Origin of the sequence: Paraglaciecola sp. T6c, from assembly GCF_000014225.1 — a bacterium.
GTDB lineage: Bacteria > Pseudomonadota > Gammaproteobacteria > Enterobacterales > Alteromonadaceae > Paraglaciecola > Paraglaciecola atlantica_A.
The window spans coordinates 3576167-3595469 of record NC_008228.1 but is presented as its reverse complement, the minus strand read 5'-3'; the positions used below and the strand labels follow the sequence as shown (position 1 = coordinate 3595469).

Sequence of the window (19303 nt, the reverse complement as noted above, 5' to 3'; positions counted from 1 at the left end):
CTTTTATTCTTCTGATGATTTCATTTGAGCCGCCTTTTTAGCTTTCGCTTTCGCTACGGCAGCAGCGATGCGGCGTTTCTTCTCGTCTAATGCGTGTTCGGCATCAGTTACCTGGGGCTCTTGGGTCTGTTGAGCATCTTGAGCCTCCGGTGAAGGCGTAATAGGTTTGTCACTCGGACTTTGCGTTTCACCCGACGTTTGGTCTTTAGCTAATTTTTTCGCTTTCGCTTTGGCTACCGCAGCGGCAATTCGTGCCTTTTTCTGTTCAGCAGGATCACGCTCCTGAACGTCATACTGTTCAGGTGTTTTCTCTACCGGCTCTTGAGCAGGCTCACTTTGGTGGTTAGAAATTGGCCCGGATGCCGAGCCGCTCTCGGCAGAAGCATTTTGTGTTTCCTTCAGCGTTTTTTTAGCTTTGGCCTTGGCGATAGCGGCTGCAACACGCTCGTCTTTCGACTTAACAGCGTCATTACTCTGTGTTTGTGCGTTCGGTTTATTTAACGAACGAATCGAAGCGCTATCAGATGCAGTAGTGGGGGCATCAAGCGAGGTGTCTGACTCACTGGGGGGATTCGAAGCTAAATTTTCGGCAGATTTTTGTGCTTTTTTAGCTTTCGCTCTAGCAATAGCCGCTGCCACGCGCTCATCTTTGGCAGTACCAGATTTTTGGCTTGCGGTCTCTGCGCCTGTTGCTTGTGAGTTTTCCACTGTCTTGGGCTGCGTTTCATGCTCAGAGCTTGTATCAGCCTCCAGCGGCGCCGAACGCTGTGCTTTCTTGGCTTTCGCTCTAGCAATAGCCGCTGCCACACGATCATCTTTTGACGTACCAGATTTTTGAGTTGCTGATTCTGTGCTTGTCACTGTCGCGGGCTCAGCTGCTTCGGACTGGGTTTCATGCTCAGAGCTTATATCAGCCTCCACCGGCGCCGAACGCTGTGCTTTCTTGGCTTTCGCTCTAGCAATAGCCGCTGCCACGCGATCATCTTTTGAAGTACCAGATTTTTGAGTTGCTGATTCTGTGCTTGTCACTGTCGCGGACTCAGCTGCTTTGGGCAGTGTTGCCTGTTCAGAACTGACATCTGGATTATTTGCCGTTGTTTGTACCTGCTCAGCCTTTTTAGCTTTGGCCCGCGCAAGCGCAGCGGCGATTTTATCTTGAGCGTCATTGCCTTTATTTTGCATGGCTGACTTGCGCGCTTCGGCTGCTTTGCGATGCTTTTCATCTCGGGCTTCTTGTTCTCGCACCAAACGTGCAGCTCGGCTTTCAAAGCGCTCTCTCGCTTTGTCTGATTTTTGCTTCTCTTCTTGCTCTACTCGAATTTCGGCTTTTGCTACGCGGTAATAATGTACTAATGGAATTTCGCTGGGGCATACATACGCACAAGCGCCGCATTCTATGCAATCAAACAAATTGTAATCTTGGGCTTTGTCTAACTCTTTGGCTTTGCTGTGCCAGAATAACTGTTGTGGTAACAGGGATACAGGGCACGCATCAGCACACGCGCTGCAGCGAATACAAGGTTGTTCCGCTTCAGGCTCAGCCATTTCATCAGATGTGGGGAGTAACAAACAATTCGTTATCTTAACCACGGGCACTTGATCGCTTGCCACGGTAAAGCCCATCATAGGCCCGCCCATGATAATGTGTTTTTGCGCCTGCCTGTGGGCCACATAACCAGCAGAGGAAAGCAAATGCGCCACAGGGGAGCCGATCAACGCCCAAACATTTTTTGGGGTTTCAACTGCCTTGCCCGTAATTGTGACTACGCGTTGTATTAGCGGTTTGCCACTAAAAATCGCATCAGCAATAGCAAAACAAGTTCCCACATTATGCATGATCACCCCTACATCTATGGGCAACCCTTGTTTGGGGACTTCTCTGTTTGTGATGACTTGGATCAGTTGCTTCTCGCCACCCGCGGGGTATTTGGTCGCAATAGGAACGACTTTATATTGTTCGCTTTGCTGGCACGCGACGCGCATCGCTTCTATAGCTTCAGGTTTGTTGTCTTCAATCGCAATGTAAACTTGCTTAGGGGATAATAAATGGCATAAGACATCGATACCTTGACGAATTTGCCAAGCGTGCTCTCGCATTAAACGGTCATCAGAAGTAATGTACGGCTCACACTCCACACCATTGATAATAATGAACTCGACATCTTTCTTCGGTGCCGCTTTTATATGCGTAGGAAACCCCGCACCGCCCATCCCTGATATGCCTGCATTACAAATCGCTTCAAGCACTGTTACTTTGGGCAGTGATTGATAATCTTGTAATGGGCTTAAGATTGCCCATTTGTCTAGATTATCGGGCTCGATGATCAGGGTTTGCTCGGGTAACGCAGACGGATGCGCTGAAATATGTGGACCGATACTCACAACCGTGCCCGAAGTAGGCGCATGCACCGGCACTGAAAATGGGTTTGCACTTCGCGTCAGTGGTTGGCCTTTTAGTACTTGCTCGCCTGGCGCAACGATTAATTGTCCTTCGACTCCGATGTGCTGCTTAAGCGGAATATACAGTCGTTCAGGCAGTGAGATACTTTCGATCGGTTGTTGATTAGATAATTCTTTTTGCTGTGCAGGAAAAACCCCTCCGGGGAAATCCCATAATTTGTTGTTTTGTACACGCGTCACGATGTCTTCGTAGGCAGGAATTAGTTCACGATTCATTAGCTCACCTGCTTAACGGGGATACTTTCAATGTTCCAGCGCCATGATGATGGCGTGGTCTGCGTAGGGATCATGTCAATACAATCAACAGGGCAGGGGTCGACACATAAGTCGCAGCCGGTACATTCGTCACTTATTACGGTATGCATTTGTTTGGCGGCGCCTAAAATCGCGTCAACGGGGCAAGCTTGAATGCATTTTGTGCACCCTATACATTCATCTTCGCGAATAAACGCGACTTTTTTTATGTCTTCACTGCCATGAGCCGCATCAAGAGATGTGGCTTCAACTCCCATCAAATCGGCAAGACGCTTTATGGTGGCGTCTCCTCCGGGGGGGCATTTATTGATATCATCACCATCAGCAATGGCTTGGGCGTAAGGTTTGCACCCCGGGTACCCACACTGACCACATTGGGTTTGTGGTAATAGTTCATCGATTTGTTCAACTAAAGGGTCGCCTTCAACCTTAAAGCGTATTGACGCGAAACCGAGTATGGCTCCGAATACTAAGGCAAGCAGCCCTACTGCGATAAGTGCGGTAAAAATGGCCCACATAAAACTCATTAAAATTTCACCAAACCAGTAAAACCTAAAAAGGCTAACGACATTAAGCCTGCGGTTATCATACTGATAGAGGCGCCTTTAAACGGCGCAGGTACATCTGCCACTGCTAAGCGCTCGCGCATCGCAGCGAACAAAATGAGAACTAATGAAAAACCAACGGCTGCACCAAACCCGTAAATAACCGATTCAATAAAGTTGTGATCATGGTTAATGTTCAGTAGCGCTACACCCAATACCGCGCAGTTCGTAGTGATCAACGGCAAGAAGATACCTAACAAGCGATATAACGTAGGGCTGGTTTTGTGCACGACCATTTCAGTAAATTGTACCACCACAGCAATAACAAGAATAAAGCTCAGTGTGCGCAGATACTCGATGCCTAAAGGCAACAAAATGTAGTGTTCAACCAAATAACTAGAAAGTGACGCTAGGGTTAAAACGAAAGTGGTCGCCATGGACATACCAATGGCGGTTTCGAGCTTCCCTGAGACTCCCATAAAAGGGCATAAACCAAGGAATTGAACCAATACAAAGTTATTAACCAGTACGGTTCCGATCAGTAAAAGTAAAAATTCAGTCATGTTGATTGCAACCTAGAAGCAATATCAAAATAATGAAACCTGTTTAAAGTAGTACGTTAATGCGGCGATATCGGTCTACGGATAAACTAGGCGTTAAGGTTTACCCATAGGGTGTTTCAATCAGGTGTTTATAGAAGGCACAATACGATTAATCAGCGTTAACGCGATATATCTCGTTTATCAGCAGCAAAATTACACCTTAGCGCGCACTAAAACCAATTACTCCCGTTAATGAATATAGATAAAAAGCAATTCGACATTAGCTGTATTGAATACACGTTGGTCGAGCTGAATGCATCATCGAGAAAGTGTGCAGTATTATCCAAGTATTCAAGGCGATTAACAACTTGATATGCAAAAACTTTTGAAGGTAAATTGAGAATATAATGAAAGAGAATAAAACAGATATTGAGCCTGATTGGCTCCCCCTCCCCGATTCGAACGGGGGACCTGCGGATTAACAGTCCGTCGCTCTAACCAACTGAGCTAAGGGGGAATCATATATCAAACTTATAGACCCAGAGGGAATATAATGCGCTTCGAATCAAACGTAATGAACCAACTAATATAAAAAATTGCTTATATAACATTGGCTCCCCCTCCCCGATTCGAACGGGGGACCTGCGGATTAACAGTCCGTCGCTCTAACCAACTGAGCTAAGGGGGAATCGTATAACGCTCATCGAAACTCACTTTCATAGAGTTAATACTCTAGTAGAGTGTTGCCTTGGAGGCCGTTTCAACGGGGGCGAATATTAATGAGCATCCCGTCTTGTGTCAACACCGATTACAACTATTTTTAGGCTTTTTGCAGGTTTATTTATCAATTGATTTTTATTCGTACAATCTGTTGGGTTAATCGTACAAGAGTTGAACGTTTCCAAAATATTAAGAGATGAATCCTTATTATTAAACCCAAAAAGAAAACATTTCCTCGGATATTGCTCCGTCGGGATACGGCGCTAGGGTGAACTTACCTTTTGACTATTTTGATCTCAATACAAAGAGACGAGGGGGGAAGTCGCAAATAGTAATAACGGGTTTCTATATAACGAATAGTTATTTAAACTACTGTGATTACTGTATGTATAATCAGTGCTTAATAAAACTGTAACCTATTGTAAGACTGCTAGAGGTTAGTGACAACTTACAAACGGATCGTGCAATTATCATTCAAGTTCACGGATTTGTTGAGGCGGGGATAGTTATCCACTATATCTGTGGATAACTATGTGCATGAATTCGCAATGCATCCCGCCAGCCTAGTGAATTCGTTGTCAATACGAATTCTTAAAATCTTTTGCTTTTTTATTTTTTGCTTTTTAAATCATAGTGTTAAGCCTATTGTTGGACATTTTAAGCTTAGCTTGGATGATTTTCGCTCAGGGCTTTTTTGCTTGTGTGTTGTTTTTAATTGCAACTAAAGTTTTATAAAAATAGTGCTTGAAATTACTAGATTTATGCCTACTGTTTTTGCCGGAAAAGTAGCAACTTAATGATCAATTCATCTGCAAATTGGTGCTAAGTGCATAGCAGTTGATCAAATATTGTCACTTTTCACATACAGTTCAGGGGTTTTGCTTGTGTGGTAATGAATTTAATTCATATAACCGTATTTTCTTATCTTTTTCCGCGACAGTGGGCCTGCTCGTATTTTGATACAGCTTTTCGTTAGTCATATGAAATGCGTTAGCTTAGTATAACCGGCTTGTTAACAAAGGAACCCCTAGAGTGAGTCAAAAATCTGAGTCTTCAGGCAGCCGTGATCTGTTAAATAACCCCATAGGTAAAACTCTTCAAAGTATGACAGTCCCTATGCTTGTGGGCATGATTATGATGATGTCTTTCGGATTGGTTGATACCTTTTTTATTGGGTTGCTGGGAACCGACGAGCTCGCAGCGATCAGTTTTACTTTTCCTGTCACTTTTACGCTCATCAGTTTACATATAGGTCTTGGCATAGGGACGTCAGCGGTTATTGCTAGGTTCCTAGGAAGTAATAGTCATAGTGAAGCACAGCTGTCTGGTACAGGTGCATTAATGCTGGCTTTTGTATTGGCAACTGTACTAGCGTTAATTGGGGTGTTTACCATTGACCCCATTTTTACCTTGCTTGGTGCCAGTGAAAAGCTTCTGGAGTATATCCATCAATATATGGTGGTTTGGTACGCTGCAGGTGTGTTTTTGGCAATGCCTATGGTGGGCAATAGTATCCTGCGGGCATCAGGAGATACCAAAACACCCAGTTATGTTATGGCGGGCGGTGGGCTAGTTAACGTTATTTTAGATCCTATTCTGATATTTGGCTGGGGGCCTATTCCCGCCATGGGGATGCAGGGGGCGGCCCTTGCTACATTAATCGCTTGGGCGTTAGGGCTAGTATACATTCTTTATTTACTCGCTTATAAGCGACGGCTCATACTATCTCGCTTACTTACTATTCCAGAGTTAAAGCAGGCCATCAGCGGCATTTTAAAAATTGGATTGCCTGCAGCAGGTGCAAATATGTTAACGCCGGTGGCTGGGGGGATCCTAACTGCTGTGGTCGCAGGATACGGTCCAGGCGCCGTCGCTGCATGGGGGGTAGGTGGCAGACTAGAGTCTATTGCCAGTATCGTTATTCTGGCTTTATCCATGTCATTACCGCCCTTTATCAGTCAAAATTACGGAGCAAATAATCTTTCTCGAGTCTCAAAGGCTTACCAACTTTGTGTGCGGTTTGTAATTCTTTGGCAGTTATTGGTTTTCGTTCTGTTTTATTTTTTATCTGGTGTTATCGCCAGTGCGTTTTCATCTGAGCCTAAAGTCATTGAGCTAATTCAAACTTATTTGATGATCGTTCCATTGGGATACGGTGTACAAGGCATTGTGATTTTAACCAACTCGTCATTTAATGCGATGCATCTACCTATGTCGGCTTTAATTATGAGTGTTTTACGCTTGTTTGTTTTTTTTGTACCCATATCTTATTTAGGGAGTTACCTATTCGATTTAAAAGGTATGTTTTGGGCTGGCATTTTAGCCAACATAATAACGGCCACGATCGCCTATTTGTGGTTCTGTCGTTCGCTTGCTAAGCGCATTGATGCATAACTTAATCGTTCTTTTCCCTTTTTCAAGGAGTATTCATGGCACGTGCCTTTCAACTTACGTCTAATTATTCACCGGCAGGGGACCAACCTAAAGCCATTCAGGCGTTGGTCGATGGGCTGGAAAGTGGACTGGCTGCTCAAACACTGTTAGGTGTAACCGGCTCTGGTAAAACATTTACTATGGCTAATGTGATTAATGAAGTGCAGAGACCGACCTTAATTCTTGCACATAATAAGACCTTGGCAGCCCAACTGTACGGTGAGATGAAGGAGTTTTTCCCGAATAATGCAGTAGAGTATTTTGTTTCTTATTATGATTACTATCAACCTGAAGCCTACGTACCATCGAGTGATACCTTTATTGAAAAAGATGCCTCGGTAAATGCGCATATTGAGCAGATGCGTTTGTCGGCAACAAAAGCATTGATGGAACGCAGAGACGTGGTCATTGTTTCTAGCGTGTCTGCTATTTACGGCTTGGGCGACCCTGATTCATACATGAAGATGCTGTTGCATTTTCGCCAAGGCGATATCATGAATCAGCGCGATATTTTGCGCCGCTTGGCTGAAATTCAATATAGCCGCAATGACGTAGCATTCGAGCGCGGCACTTTTCGTGTGCGCGGTGATGTCATTGATATATTTCCTGCTGACTCCGAGCGGGAAGCTGTGCGGGTGGAATTATTTGATGAAGAAGTCGAACGGATCAGTATTTTCGACCCGTTGACGGGGGCAGTGGAGAAAACTGTTGCCAGAGCAACCATCTTCCCTAAAACCCACTATGTTACACCCAGAGAAAAAATTCTCGATGCTGTAGAGCACATAAAAGATGAGCTGAAAGAGCGAAAAGCACAGCTTTTGTCTGTCAATAAGTTGATTGAAGAGCAGCGTATTAGCCAGCGATGCCAGTTTGATATGGAAATGATGCAAGAGCTGGGGTATTGCTCCGGCATCGAGAATTACTCTCGTTATTTGTCTGGTCGTACGCCGGGCGATCCGCCGCCTACCTTAATTGATTATTTTCCGGCTGATGGTTTGATGTTTATCGACGAGTCTCACGTTACCGTTTCGCAAATTGGCGCAATGTACAAAGGCGATCGCTCTCGTAAAGAAACGCTAGTGGAATACGGATTTAGACTGCCCTCAGCACTGGATAACCGCCCGCTAAAATTCGATGAATTTGAACAAATTGCCCCACAAACTATTTACGTCTCAGCCACACCAGGCAAATATGAGCTAGCTAAAACCCCAGACGACATTGTCGAACAGGTCGTGCGACCGACGGGATTGATCGATCCTGAAATTGAAATCCGCCCAGTGGGCACTCAAGTTGATGATTTACTGTCGGAAATCGAAAAGTGCGTAGCCCTTAATGAACGGGTCCTCGTGACCACGCTGACGAAGCGAATGTCAGAGGATTTAAGTGAGTATCTAGACGAGCACAACGTGAAAGCACGTTATCTTCACTCAGACATCGATACAGTTGAGCGGATCGAGATCATACGTGATTTACGCTTAGGTAAGTTTGATGTATTGGTGGGGATTAACCTATTGCGAGAGGGGTTAGATATGCCAGAGGTGTCGCTGGTCGCCATACTCGATGCGGATAAAGAAGGCTTTTTACGTTCCGATCGCTCACTTATTCAAACCATAGGTAGAGCGGCTAGGCACATTAATGGCCGCGCTATCTTATATGCCGATCGGATAACCGGCTCTATGCAGCGCGCGATGGATGAAACCGATCGACGTCGTGAAAAACAGCGGGAACACAATAAAAAACACAATATTGTACCTACCCAGCTAAATAAACCCATCACAGATATTATGGATGTTGGGGAGGGCTCTGGCCAAGGGAAAGTCATGTTACGTAAAGTGGCTGAGTCCGGCAAGAAATATAACGGCATGAGTGCCCCTGAGCTGATGAAAAGTATTGCTGAGCTTGAAAAGAAAATGTTTCAAATGGCGAAAGATTTGGAATTTGAACAAGCGGCTTCTCTTAGAGATGAAGTGGAAACTCTGCGCAAGAAGCTTGTGGATATGTCATAGGTAAGGCGTTTCCTTTTCCGCTGACAATAAGAACTGTCCATTGCCAAACGCTCGGTAAATAAAACACTCACTTTTGAACGTTAGTCGAACTTTTGTGGTTTTTCGCGAAGGTTCGCCTCGTTTTCATGATATTTACATTGTAATCACATTTCGCCTTGCCTATTATGTTCTTAAGTATCAATAACTATACCTATAAGTGGTGCTAACCATGATTAATCGACTGCAAGAGTCTGATATAAAACTTTTACGTGTGTTTTACGCCGTTGCTTCGTGTAATGGCTTCACGGCGGCCGAGTCTGTATTGCGTATGCAGCGCCCGAACATCAGTGCTGCTATCAAGAAGTTAGAAGATCGCCTCGATCTTGTGTTGTGTCATCGCGGACGCGGTGGTTTCCAGATGAGTAAAGAAGGTGAGGTTGTCTTTCAAGAAACCAAACGTATTTTCAACTCATTCGATAATTTTGTATTCAACTTAAAAAGCTTGCACGACGATTACTCAGGGCATATTACTTTAGTGATGATGGCTGGCTTGCCGCTCAATTATCATCTTGCGGTGAGTAAAGCAGTCAAAAGCACCATGAAAAAATTCAACGATATACACGTTAATATTCAAACGCGTTTATACAACGAAGTTGAGCATGTGGCGTTGTCTGGTGAATGTCATTTAGTGCTGTCAACTTATGATATGGTCAAGCCTGAGTCGGTCACATTTCATCCCATAGATGTGAAATGTCGCGGGCGACTATATTGCGCGCCGACGCATCCGTTGGCAAAGTACGCAGACGGCTTACCTGATACGGTGCGTATCGATGATTACCCTGCTATTGGTATTTCTGGATTGTCGTCTGGAAACTACATTGACGGTGAGCGACGCTTGTCTATTCAAACCTTTTCAGACTCGTACGATGGTTGCTTATCAGCAATCATGACGGGTGAATACATGGGGTTGCTGCCTGATTACATGGTTGAACATCAGGGCAAAGACTTAGGATTGGTGTCGATCAAAAATCGTCAGTTTGAGTTCAATCACGAGTTGTTCATGATGAACGGTAAAAATACGCGCTTGAATCCTGTTCTGCGCCATCTGATAAAAGAAGTGGCTTATTTTATTCAGCAAACCGAAAAGTAAACTTTATTAATGCGCGTAGTCCGTTCTTATTGAGCTTTTACGTGATTGAATACGCAGTCTTGCAGCGAATGTTGTTTGTGCAAGACTGACGGATTCCCAAGTGAATTAATTGGGCTTTGAATAAAGTGAATGCTTTATATTGAGCAGTGCCGCCCATACCCATATCGGCATTTATTCGTATTCTAATGGGTCTTGCGCGTTATTTTTGTCAAAGGCCTCTAAGCGCTCTTGGCAGGCACCGCATTTTCCACAGGCTTTTTCTCGGCCGTTATAACACGTCCATGTCAGGTTATAATCCAGTCCCATGTTTAACCCTGCGGTTAAAATATCTATTTTACTTTGATACAAAAAGGGAGACACGATTTCCACTTTTTCATAGTTGGCAATTGCACAGACGTCATTCATGCGTTCAACAAATTCAGGGCGGCAATCAGGGTAAATGTCGTGATCGCCTGAATGCGCTCCGTAGTACACTTTATTTGCATCCAGCGAAACGGCGTAACCTACAGCCATGGATAATAAAATCATATTGCGATTAGGGACCACGGTCGACTTCATGCTTTCTTCGGCATAATGCCCTTCTGGAATATCCACATCAGAGGTAAGTGACGAGCCACCAATGAGCTCATTGATTGCGGATATATCAATAATTTTATGCGCCACGCCTAGGGTTATACAAGCTCGGCTGGCGTAATCTAATTCTTTGCTATGGCGCTGTCCGTAGTTGAAAGACAGGGCATGCACTTCATAGCCCTCTTTGACAGCCATATTTAGCACGGTAAATGAATCCATGCCTCCTGAAAAAATTACCACCACCTTTTGTACCATTTGTTCTGCTTCTCTATAATCGACTGTTTCAAGATGCTAATGTTAAGCTATCCGGTCGATAAATCCCAGATAACCCTTAGTAAAACCACAGGAAAGCTGTTGAATACATACAAGATAAATGAGGTTTTTGAATCTCTGCAAGGTGAAGGCGCTCATACTGGAGTGCCTTCTATTTTTATTCGTCTTCAGGGCTGCCCTGTAGGCTGCCCTTGGTGCGATACAAAACACACGTGGGAAATAGACCAAAACTTAAAAGTAGCGGCGCCCGTTGTCATGGCACAAAATGAAGATACCGCGCAATGGTTTGAACATACGCCCGAGCAATTGTTGGCCTTATTTAAACAGCATGAATATACAGCCAGCAATATTATTCTTACTGGCGGCGAACCTTGTATGTATGATTTAACCGATCTTTCCAGTGTTTTGATTGAAAATGGTTTTAGTGTACAAATTGAAACCAGCGGAACCTATGAAATTTTGACCCATCCTGACACATGGGTGACTGTGTCACCCAAAGTTAATATGCCAGGTAAACGTGATGTGTTAAAAAGTGCAATGCACCGAGCGAACGAGATAAAACATCCCGTCGCCATGGAAAAACACATTGAGGAATTAGAACATGTATTGACGCTGCTAGTGGGCTCTGACAACCCAAAGCCTTTAATATACTTGCAGCCTATAAGCCAACAAAAAAGAGCAACCGAACTGTGCATTAAAACCTGTATCGCCCGCAATTGGCGGCTATCTCTGCAAACTCACAAATTCATTGGAATTGAATAACAAAGGTTTTTTATATGCAACGTGATGCAATAAAATTTTTACAAGACTATGCCCACGCGCTGGATCGTCGAGATGAGGAGCGTTTAATTGATTTTTGCTTATTACCAACGGTGGTGATGAATGATCATGACAAACGTGTGTTTATTCATGGTGAAGATTTAGCAAAATCTTGCCACGTGCTGGTGAAACGATTACAAGCAGCTGAAATTGTATATCATAAACCGAATTTGACTCAGGCAATCCGCTTGTCTGACTCGCTACATTTTTTGAAAATGCGCTGGCAGTTTTTAGATAAAGACAAACAGGTTATTTTTACCTGTGCTACCTCTTATACCTTGCAGCAAGTAAAAGACGGCTCCTTGAAAATTATTGTGGCTGTGGTGGATGATGATCGAAAGTCCATTTTCAGCTTTTTCTCAAACGATAGTGAGAGCGAAGTTAGTGGCTAAACTCATTATCCTGCTCAGCGTGTTGCTGTCTTTTGCAGTACAAGGGGCGACATGGCGCATTACTTATCCTAAACCGATGTCTGAATCAGACAAGCGTTCTAATTACCCGGTGAAGCTTCTTTCGCTAGCGCTTGAGAAAACAGGGGTGCAGTATTCCCTTATGCCATCAGAGCGGATCATGCTGCAGAATAAAGCGCTAAAACGCTTAATGGACAGCCGTGATGTTAATGTTGTTTGGAGTGTCACGGACAAACAGCGAGAGCAACAACTGCTACCAATCCGCATCCCCATTTACAAAGGGTTAATTGGTTGGCGTTTGTTGCTGATACGTGACGATATGCCAGCGCGCTTTCAATATGTTCAAAAACTGGAGCACCTGATAAAGCTTATCCCGGTGCAAGGACGTGACTGGCCTGATACTAAGGTGCTGCAAGCTAATGGATTCAACGTTACTGCTGATAATTCTTATGGCAATTTGTTTAATTTATTGCGTCGTGCACAAGGGGATTTTTTCCCACGCTCAGTTGTTGAGATATGGGATGAAATTGATAATCCTGCATACAATGCTGATTTGATGGTAGAGAAAGAAATCGCGATTCGATATCCAGAGGCGATGTACTTTTTCGTTAATAAAAAGAGCAGACCGCTGGCTAATTTATTAGAACAAGGGTTAGAGAAAGCCATTGCCGATGGCTCATTTGAAGCGCTTTTTGTGCGCACATTTCAGGATAAGTTAAATAGGGCGAAGATGTCCTCTAGGCATGTATTTGAATTAGAAAATAGCTTTTTACCTTCTGTGACGCCTCTTGAACGAAAAGAGTTGTGGTATCAATTTGATGATCTCGCGTCTGGATCTGAAAAGTAGCGAATGTAGAGCAGGGTCTCTTGGATTACTTTTACTCGCAGTAACCTATAAAAATAGGCAGTGAAAGAGGCCACGGTGAATACTTCACTGTGGCCTTTCTGCGTTAGATATAGCGCTGGCGCAATCCGATAGTTGGGACCAAACCAGGCTCAACTGCTGTAATTTTATTCTTCTATGCCTCTTTTACATTGACCACATAACGGCCAACCACTTTGCCTTGTAGAAATCTATCCAAATATTCAGGAGTTTGGCTCAAAGTGATTTCCTGTTGATAGCGGTCTAAATTAGGTAGCTTCATGTCGGTCGCGACCCGTTGCCAAATGTGCTTCTTGTCTTTTAAGGGAATATACACAGAGTCCACACCTAGTAGGGATATACCACGAGTGATAAAAGGAATAACACTCATGGCAATGTCCGCAGAGGCTGCTAAACCAACTGACGCCACACCGCCGCCAGGCTTAAGCTGTTTTAACAACCCTGTTAGGTAATCGCCCCCTAAGGTATCAATGGCGTGTGCCCACTTAGGCTTACCTGCAAGGGCGTCTTTAACCTCTAAAAGACTGTCTCGGAGCAGGACATCACTGGCACCGAGTGCTTTTAACTTATATGACTGCTCAGGTTTGCCTGAAAATGCTACCACTTCATAACTCAATTGTTTGAGTAGCGCGATGCTAATTGTGCCTACGCCGCCGGTGGCGCCCGTTATTGCCACAGGACCATCACTGGGCTTAGCGCCCATTTGCTCAAGCTTTTGAATACAAAGGGCCGCGGTAAGTCCGCCAGTACCATAGGTCATGGCTTCTTTTAACGACAAGGTGTCAGGGCAGACAACGGCCCAATCAGCGGGAATAGATATTATTTGGCCAAGGCCGCCCGGGGTATTCATTCCTAAGTCATACCCGAACACCAATACCTCGTCGCCAGCGTTAAACGTGCCTGATTTGTCGCTTATCACGATGCCGGCGGCATCTATGCCTGGTGTGTGAGGAAAGTGCTGGCTGATGCGTTTATTGCCGCTGGCGGACATAGCATCTTTATAATTAAGTGATGAGTAGTGTACTTCAATAAGCACGTCATTGTCTGGTAAATCACTGATGCTGCGCTGCACGATATTCTTGCTGAATGATTTGTCATTATGCTCTTCAACAAGCAAAGCGTTAAAGGTATTGGGCTGAGACATAAAGTTATTACTCCGGTTATGAATATTGAAGACGGCTAGAGAACCAACGCTGCGGCCTATCTAGAGTGAAGCAGTAGCATTACTAAACGATAAAAGCGCTAAGCAGCTAATGCAGCCGCCCCGATTTTTTGCTACCAATAAATGTTGGGGGAGGTGTTCAGTATTCAAGTGGTAAACCAGATATTCTGAGGCATTGGGGAATTACGGGGGCATCTTGCTATGTGGATTTTCTATTCATCTGGTGAAGTCAGACGAATTAGGCAAATAAAGTATATAAATCTTTCAAGCAGATTTACTCTAAATATAAAGAAAATCACGCGGGCTGGTTTTCATGCCAGACGGGTATTGCTTGAACCGGCTAGGCACCATTGAACGAGGAATAGCAATGTCGAATGAATTTACAGGTAAAACAGCCATCATCTCAGGTGCTGCTGGTGGGATAGGTCTCGCTTTAGCCGAAGCCTTAGGCAAACAGGGCATGAATATTGTTATGGGTGACATTGATATTCAGGCGTTGGCGGTATCTAGACAGTCACTGCTAGACAAGGGCGTCAATGTGCTGGCCTGTGAATTAGACGTGACAGATTATAAGCAATGGGAAGACGTAGTCGCTCGGGCGAAAGATACCTATGGCAAGGTGCACATGGTGATTAATAATGCTGGTGTGGGCGGTATCCCCGGTAAGATTGAAGATACTGAACACGAAACGTGGCGCTGGGTAATGGATGTTAACGTCATGGGCGTTCTGTACGGTGCGCAGGCGTGTGTGCCTGCCATAAAAGAGCATGGTGAAGGGGGCTGGGTCGTTAATGTAGCCTCTATGGCCGGCATGCTGGGGATGCCTTATGCCGGAGCGTACTGCGCCTCAAAAGCGGCCGTAGTGTCTATGACAGAAAGCTGGGCAGTAGAGCTTGCACCGCACAATATTCACGTGTCGGCGTTGTGCCCTGCATTTGTAAAAACTCGCATTCACGAATCTCATCGTAATCGACAAGAAAAATACGCGGTTGCCCCCGCAGATCGCCAAGATAAAAAGAAATTACAAGCAGGCGCTAATGCTGCGACTTTGGCTGTAGAGTCGGGCATACCCGCTGGCGTACTTGCACAGCGCGTGCTGGAAGCTCTGAAGTCAAAGCAGACTTATATTTATACTCATCCGAATTACCGTAAGGTGACAAGTGGTCGTTCAAAAGCAATTGACAAGGCCTTTGTTGATGCCCAAGAAAGCCCAGTTGTAGGCCACTTGATTGATGAAGAAATAGTGACTTTCTAACAGATATTAGTTCATTTTGTAAATCAGTGAATAAGGGGCGTAAGCTCCTTTTTTATGGCTGTTTTTGATATTTATTAGACTTTTGCCGACCTCCCTTAACACTCGCAGGTACACGATTCGCGGATTAACAGGCACAAAAAAACCGCCGAAGCGGTTTTTATTAGTTTGCTAATCGTATTGAACCACTCAACTAGTTAGCTTGGTTGTGCACATCTCGCATAGCTCGTCCCGAAGGGTCAGCATTGCCTTTAAAGCTTGCATCCCATTCGAGTGCTTCAACGGTACTGCAGGCGATTGACTTACCACCTGGTACACAGTTTGCGGCACTTTCTTGCGGGAAGAAAGACTCAAACACTGTACGGAAGTAGTATCCTTCTTTCGTATCTGGTGTATTGATAGGGAAACGGAACGCAGCAGTTGCGAGTTGTTGATCAGTGATGTCTTGCTCGACTTTTTCTTTAATCGAGTCAATCCATGAATAGCCTACGCCATCACTGAACTGCTCTTTTTGACGCCATAGCACTTCAGCAGGCAAGTACTCACCGTTATCAAACGCTTTACGTAAAATCCATTTTTCCATTTTGCCGTCAAGACACATTTTATCTTGTGGGTTTAAGCGCATGGCGACATCCAAGAATTCTTTATCAAGGAATGGTACGCGAGCTTCTACGCCCCAAGCTGAGGTAGATTTATTTGCACGAGCGCAATCAAACATATGTAAACGCTCAAGTTTACGCACGGTTTCTTCATGGAATTCTTTGGCGTTTGGTGCTTTGTGGAAATACAAATAGCCACCAAAAATTTCATCCGCGCCTTCACCAGACAACACCATTTTAATCCCCATAGCCTTGATTTTACGGCTCATTAGGTACATGGGTGTGGCGGCACGAATAGTTGTGACATCGTAAGTTTCAAGATGGTAAATCACGTCACGAATAGCATCTAGGCCTTCTTGCACGGTGAAATGCACTTCGTGATGCACTGTGCCAATCATATCTGCTACTTTTTGCGCAGCGATTAAATCTGGCGCGCCTTCAAGACCCACAGCAAAAGAGTGCAAACGCGGCCACCAAGCATCAGACTCGTCATTGTCTTCAACCCGCTTTGCCACGTATTTGGCCGCAATAGCAGATACTAATGATGAATCTAAACCGCCTGAAAGTAACACACCGTAAGGCACATCAGACATCAAATGAGATTTGACTGACTTTTCAAATGCCACTTTCAAATCGTTTAGATCAGTGGTGTTGTCTTTAATATTTTCATAGCTCATCCAGTCGCGCTGATAGTATTTTTTCAGCTCGCCTGATTTACTCCAAAGATAATGTCCTGGAGGGAATTCTTGTACCGTCTTGCAAACAGGCACTAAAGACTTCATTTCAGAGGCCACGTAGAAGTTCCCGTGCTCGTCAAACCCTGTGTACAAAGGAATAATGCCCATGTGGTCACGAGCGATAAGGTAGGCATCTTGTGCTTGATCGTACAAGACGAATGCGAACATACCTTGCAGTTGGTCGATAAACTCAACACCTTGCTGTTCATATAACGGAAGAATAACTTCACAGTCAGATTTTGTTCTAAAATCATATGGTTGAGCGAGGTTTTGCTCAAGAGCCTTGTGGTTGTATATCTCACCATTAACGGCAAGTACATTATTATTATTTCGGCTGATAAGTGGTTGCGCGCCTTTGTCAACGTCAACGATCGCTAAGCGCTCGTGACACAAAATGGCATTATCATTATTCCATACACCTGACCAGTCAGGGCCGCGATGGCGCAGTAATTTGGAAAGTTCTAATGCTTGCGTTCTAAGTTCTGATACATCAGTTTTGATGTCCAGAATGCCGAAAATACCACACATAAAAAGGCTTCTCTCTTGGTTATTTGTTACTAACTCATATAGCTGATTCGCTTGGTTTCATTGAAAACCAAACATGCGTGCGGGGAAAGTGCTGGTTATAGTATTTATTATTACTTTCTTGCGCCCTTGAATTTGCCAGCATGAGAAAAAAAAGCAAGGGGAAACTGTAATTTTTTTACACTTGTTGGCTATTAGTTAGATTAACGGCTGTTTATTAGCATTAATCAAACATAATTTCGTCAGTTAAAAGACAAATGACCGGTTGGTTGGAAAACTCACCAACCGGTTTTGGTGGGGCAATTCGGCAGCAGAAAATTACTTACGCTGAAACTCACTGCTGGCATTCCACTTAGGCCAATCTGCCGATTGGGCTATATCGTATCCTACCTCGAACAACAGTTGGGCATCTTCACGTACACCTGAAAAATCCCAGTTTTCACGGAATTGATCGCAAACTTGGTGATAACAGCCTGTAATCAATACTTTAGTGCGCTTCTTGTACTGTGCGGTTTGTGCATCGATAGGGATATTTCCCCCTTTCGCATACAAAGCTGGCACCCCTTGTTTGGCGAAGCTGAAATGATCTGAACGATAATATGAGCCGGCCTCAGGGCGTGATTCTTGGGTTAATGTTCGGTCTTGACGCGCTGCGGCTTTAGCCAAGTAAGTTTCTAGTTCTGACTTGCCCATGCCAACAACTGAAACATCTTTCGTTCGCCCTAGTACGTTCATGGCGTCCATATTGATATTCGCGACTGTTTTGTTTAGCGGAATAATTGGATGTTCAGCGTAGTACTGTGAGCCCAGTAAGCCTTGTTCTTCAGCGGTGACGATAAGAAAATCAACAGAACGTTTTGGAGCAGAGCCCAGCGCTTTAAACGCTTTTGCTATGGCAAGGGTGCTTGCTGTGCCTGTGGCGTTGTCGTGCGCACCATTGTATATATTATCGCCTTCTTTGCTCTCGTCTTTGCCTAAGTGATCCCAGTGGGCACTGTAAATGACATGCTCGTCAGGTGTTTCTGAGCCGGGTAGGGTTGCCATTACATTATAGCTAACCGACTTTTTCATCGTGCTGTTTACCGTCACTGAGGCTTTTTGTTTTAGGCTAGTGTGGTAGGGGCCTTTTAAGGCCTTGGCTTTTTCTTTGGCAAAATCTAATCCGGCAGCCGAGAAAACCTGTTTTGCCGCATCATTCGACAACCAACCTTCCACTGCAACACGATCTGCATTGCCATTTTCGCTGACCAAGCTATATTGCGGACCGCTCCAACTATTTGCCACTACAGACCAGCCATAAGATGCAGGGGCTGTTTCATGCACTATGATTGCTGCGGTTGCACCTTGACGGCTCGCTTCTTCGTATTTGTAAGTCCAGCGCCCATAATAGGTCATGGTTTTCCCTTGAAATTTTCCGCTGTCAGGGCGCTCAAAGCCTGGGTCGTTGACCAGAATAACCACTGTTTTGCCTTTAACATCAAGGCCCTCGTAGTCATTCCAATCGTATTCTGGGGCGTTAACGCCAAAGCCAACAAATACGACGTCCGAGTCAGTCACCCTGACTTGCTGTTGCTCGCGTTTTGTTGAGGCAATCATGCCTTCTTTATAGGCGAACTGGTTGTCACCTATGGTCATGGTCATGTCTGGTGAGGCTGTCATTTCTAATAGATTAACCGCTTGTAAATAGCTGTCGCCGTTACCCGGTTGATAGCCCATCTGCTTAAAATTACTGACTAGATAATCAAGAGTGACTTTCTCACCTTTTGAGGTGGGTGAGCGTCCTTCAAATTCATCAGAGGCTAAGGTTTTGGTGTGCGCTTTGAGCGTTGCATCTGTAATGTTCTGATATGCAAGGCTAAAGTCGTTATCTGCACTGGACGTAGAGATGTTATCGCTATTCACACCACAGGCAAACAAAGTTGCGCTGATTAGCGGGATAGCGGCCAGTTGAATTCTTTTCATTGTTATATTCACCTAGTT

At 44.6% G+C, this 19303-nt stretch carries 14 protein-coding genes and 2 tRNA genes; 7 read left to right on the top strand and 9 right to left on the bottom strand.

Going from position 1 to position 19303, the window contains the following annotated elements; translation table 11 throughout:
• Positions 1 to 3 precede the first annotated feature (3 nt).
• The 5 genes from rsxC to PATL_RS15190 all read right to left on the bottom strand — a co-directional run bounded on the left by rsxC (position 4) and on the right by PATL_RS15190 (position 4490).
• Complete coding sequence (gene rsxC / locus PATL_RS15210) at positions 4 to 2676, bottom strand: electron transport complex subunit RsxC (protein WP_011575727.1); 2673 nt, start codon at positions 2674 to 2676, stop codon at positions 4 to 6.
• Positions 2676 to 3242: an electron transport complex subunit RsxB gene (rsxB, locus tag PATL_RS15205; protein WP_011575726.1), complete on the bottom strand. Its 567-nt coding sequence runs from the start codon at positions 3240 to 3242 to the stop codon at positions 2676 to 2678. The genes rsxC and rsxB overlap by 1 nt, the downstream gene beginning before the upstream one ends.
• The gene (rsxA, locus tag PATL_RS15200) at positions 3242 to 3823 is read right to left on the bottom strand and encodes an electron transport complex subunit RsxA (protein WP_007989830.1); all 582 of its coding nucleotides are present in this window, start codon (positions 3821 to 3823) and stop codon (positions 3242 to 3244) included. Before rsxA ends, rsxB begins: the two co-directional genes overlap by 1 nt.
• Before the next feature lie 419 nt (positions 3824 to 4242).
• Positions 4243 to 4319, bottom strand: a tRNA-Asn gene (locus PATL_RS15195).
• A gap of 94 nt (positions 4320 to 4413) precedes the next feature.
• Positions 4414 to 4490: transfer RNA gene (locus PATL_RS15190), tRNA-Asn, on the bottom strand.
• A 1064-nt stretch (positions 4491 to 5554) separates the two neighbouring features.
• Here PATL_RS15190 and PATL_RS15185 point away from each other — a divergent pair.
• The 3 genes from PATL_RS15185 to PATL_RS15175 all read left to right on the top strand — a co-directional run bounded on the left by PATL_RS15185 (position 5555) and on the right by PATL_RS15175 (position 10090).
• A complete protein-coding gene (locus PATL_RS15185; RefSeq protein ID WP_011575725.1) occupies positions 5555 to 6916 on the top strand; it encodes an MATE family efflux transporter in 1362 nt (453 codons plus the stop codon).
• A gap of 35 nt (positions 6917 to 6951) precedes the next feature.
• A complete protein-coding gene (gene uvrB, locus PATL_RS15180) occupies positions 6952 to 8961 on the top strand; it encodes an excinuclease ABC subunit UvrB (RefSeq protein WP_011575724.1) in 2010 nt (669 codons plus the stop codon).
• 208 nt (positions 8962 to 9169) lie between these two features.
• Positions 9170 to 10090, top strand: coding sequence for a LysR family transcriptional regulator (locus PATL_RS15175; RefSeq protein ID WP_006993641.1), 921 nt, complete (start codon positions 9170 to 9172; stop codon positions 10088 to 10090).
• A gap of 171 nt (positions 10091 to 10261) precedes the next feature.
• Here the strand turns inward: PATL_RS15175 and queC are convergent, their stop codons facing one another.
• The gene (gene queC / locus PATL_RS15170; protein WP_011575723.1) at positions 10262 to 10918 is read right to left on the bottom strand and encodes a 7-cyano-7-deazaguanine synthase QueC; all 657 of its coding nucleotides are present in this window, start codon (positions 10916 to 10918) and stop codon (positions 10262 to 10264) included.
• 39 nt (positions 10919 to 10957) lie between these two features.
• On the opposite strand from queC, the gene queE reads away from it, so the two are divergent.
• The 3 genes from queE to PATL_RS15155 all read left to right on the top strand — a co-directional run bounded on the left by queE (position 10958) and on the right by PATL_RS15155 (position 13012).
• Positions 10958 to 11698 (top strand): 7-carboxy-7-deazaguanine synthase QueE, encoded by a 741-nt coding sequence (queE, locus tag PATL_RS15165; protein ID WP_049765905.1) that lies wholly within the window; start codon positions 10958 to 10960, stop codon positions 11696 to 11698.
• Between the two features lie 14 nt (positions 11699 to 11712).
• A complete protein-coding gene (locus PATL_RS15160) occupies positions 11713 to 12147 on the top strand; it encodes a hypothetical protein (protein WP_011575721.1) in 435 nt (144 codons plus the stop codon).
• A gap of 76 nt (positions 12148 to 12223) precedes the next feature.
• Positions 12224 to 13012 carry a hypothetical protein gene (locus PATL_RS15155; protein WP_041714493.1) on the top strand — a complete coding sequence of 263 codons (789 nt, stop codon included), beginning with the start codon at positions 12224 to 12226 and terminating at the stop codon, positions 13010 to 13012.
• Between the two features lie 172 nt (positions 13013 to 13184).
• On the opposite strand, the gene PATL_RS15150 is transcribed toward PATL_RS15155, so the two are convergent.
• Entirely contained in the window at positions 13185 to 14192 is a 1008-nt protein-coding gene (locus PATL_RS15150; RefSeq protein ID WP_011575719.1) for a YhdH/YhfP family quinone oxidoreductase, read from the bottom strand.
• Positions 14193 to 14577: 385 nt separating this feature from the next.
• On the opposite strand from PATL_RS15150, the gene PATL_RS15145 reads away from it, so the two are divergent.
• Positions 14578 to 15465 carry an SDR family NAD(P)-dependent oxidoreductase gene (locus PATL_RS15145; RefSeq protein ID WP_011575718.1) on the top strand — a complete coding sequence of 296 codons (888 nt, stop codon included), beginning with the start codon at positions 14578 to 14580 and terminating at the stop codon, positions 15463 to 15465.
• 190 nt (positions 15466 to 15655) lie between these two features.
• On the opposite strand, the gene asnB is transcribed toward PATL_RS15145, so the two are convergent.
• Both asnB and PATL_RS15135 read right to left on the bottom strand, forming a co-directional pair.
• On the bottom strand, positions 15656 to 17326 hold the full coding sequence (gene asnB, locus PATL_RS15140; protein ID WP_011575717.1) for an asparagine synthase B: 1671 nt from the start codon (positions 17324 to 17326) through the stop codon (positions 15656 to 15658).
• Between the two features lie 315 nt (positions 17327 to 17641).
• Positions 17642 to 19285, bottom strand: a complete 1644-nt coding sequence (locus tag PATL_RS15135; RefSeq protein WP_011575716.1) for a M28 family metallopeptidase — start codon at positions 19283 to 19285, stop codon at positions 17642 to 17644.
• Between the last annotated feature and the right edge of the window lie 18 nt (positions 19286 to 19303).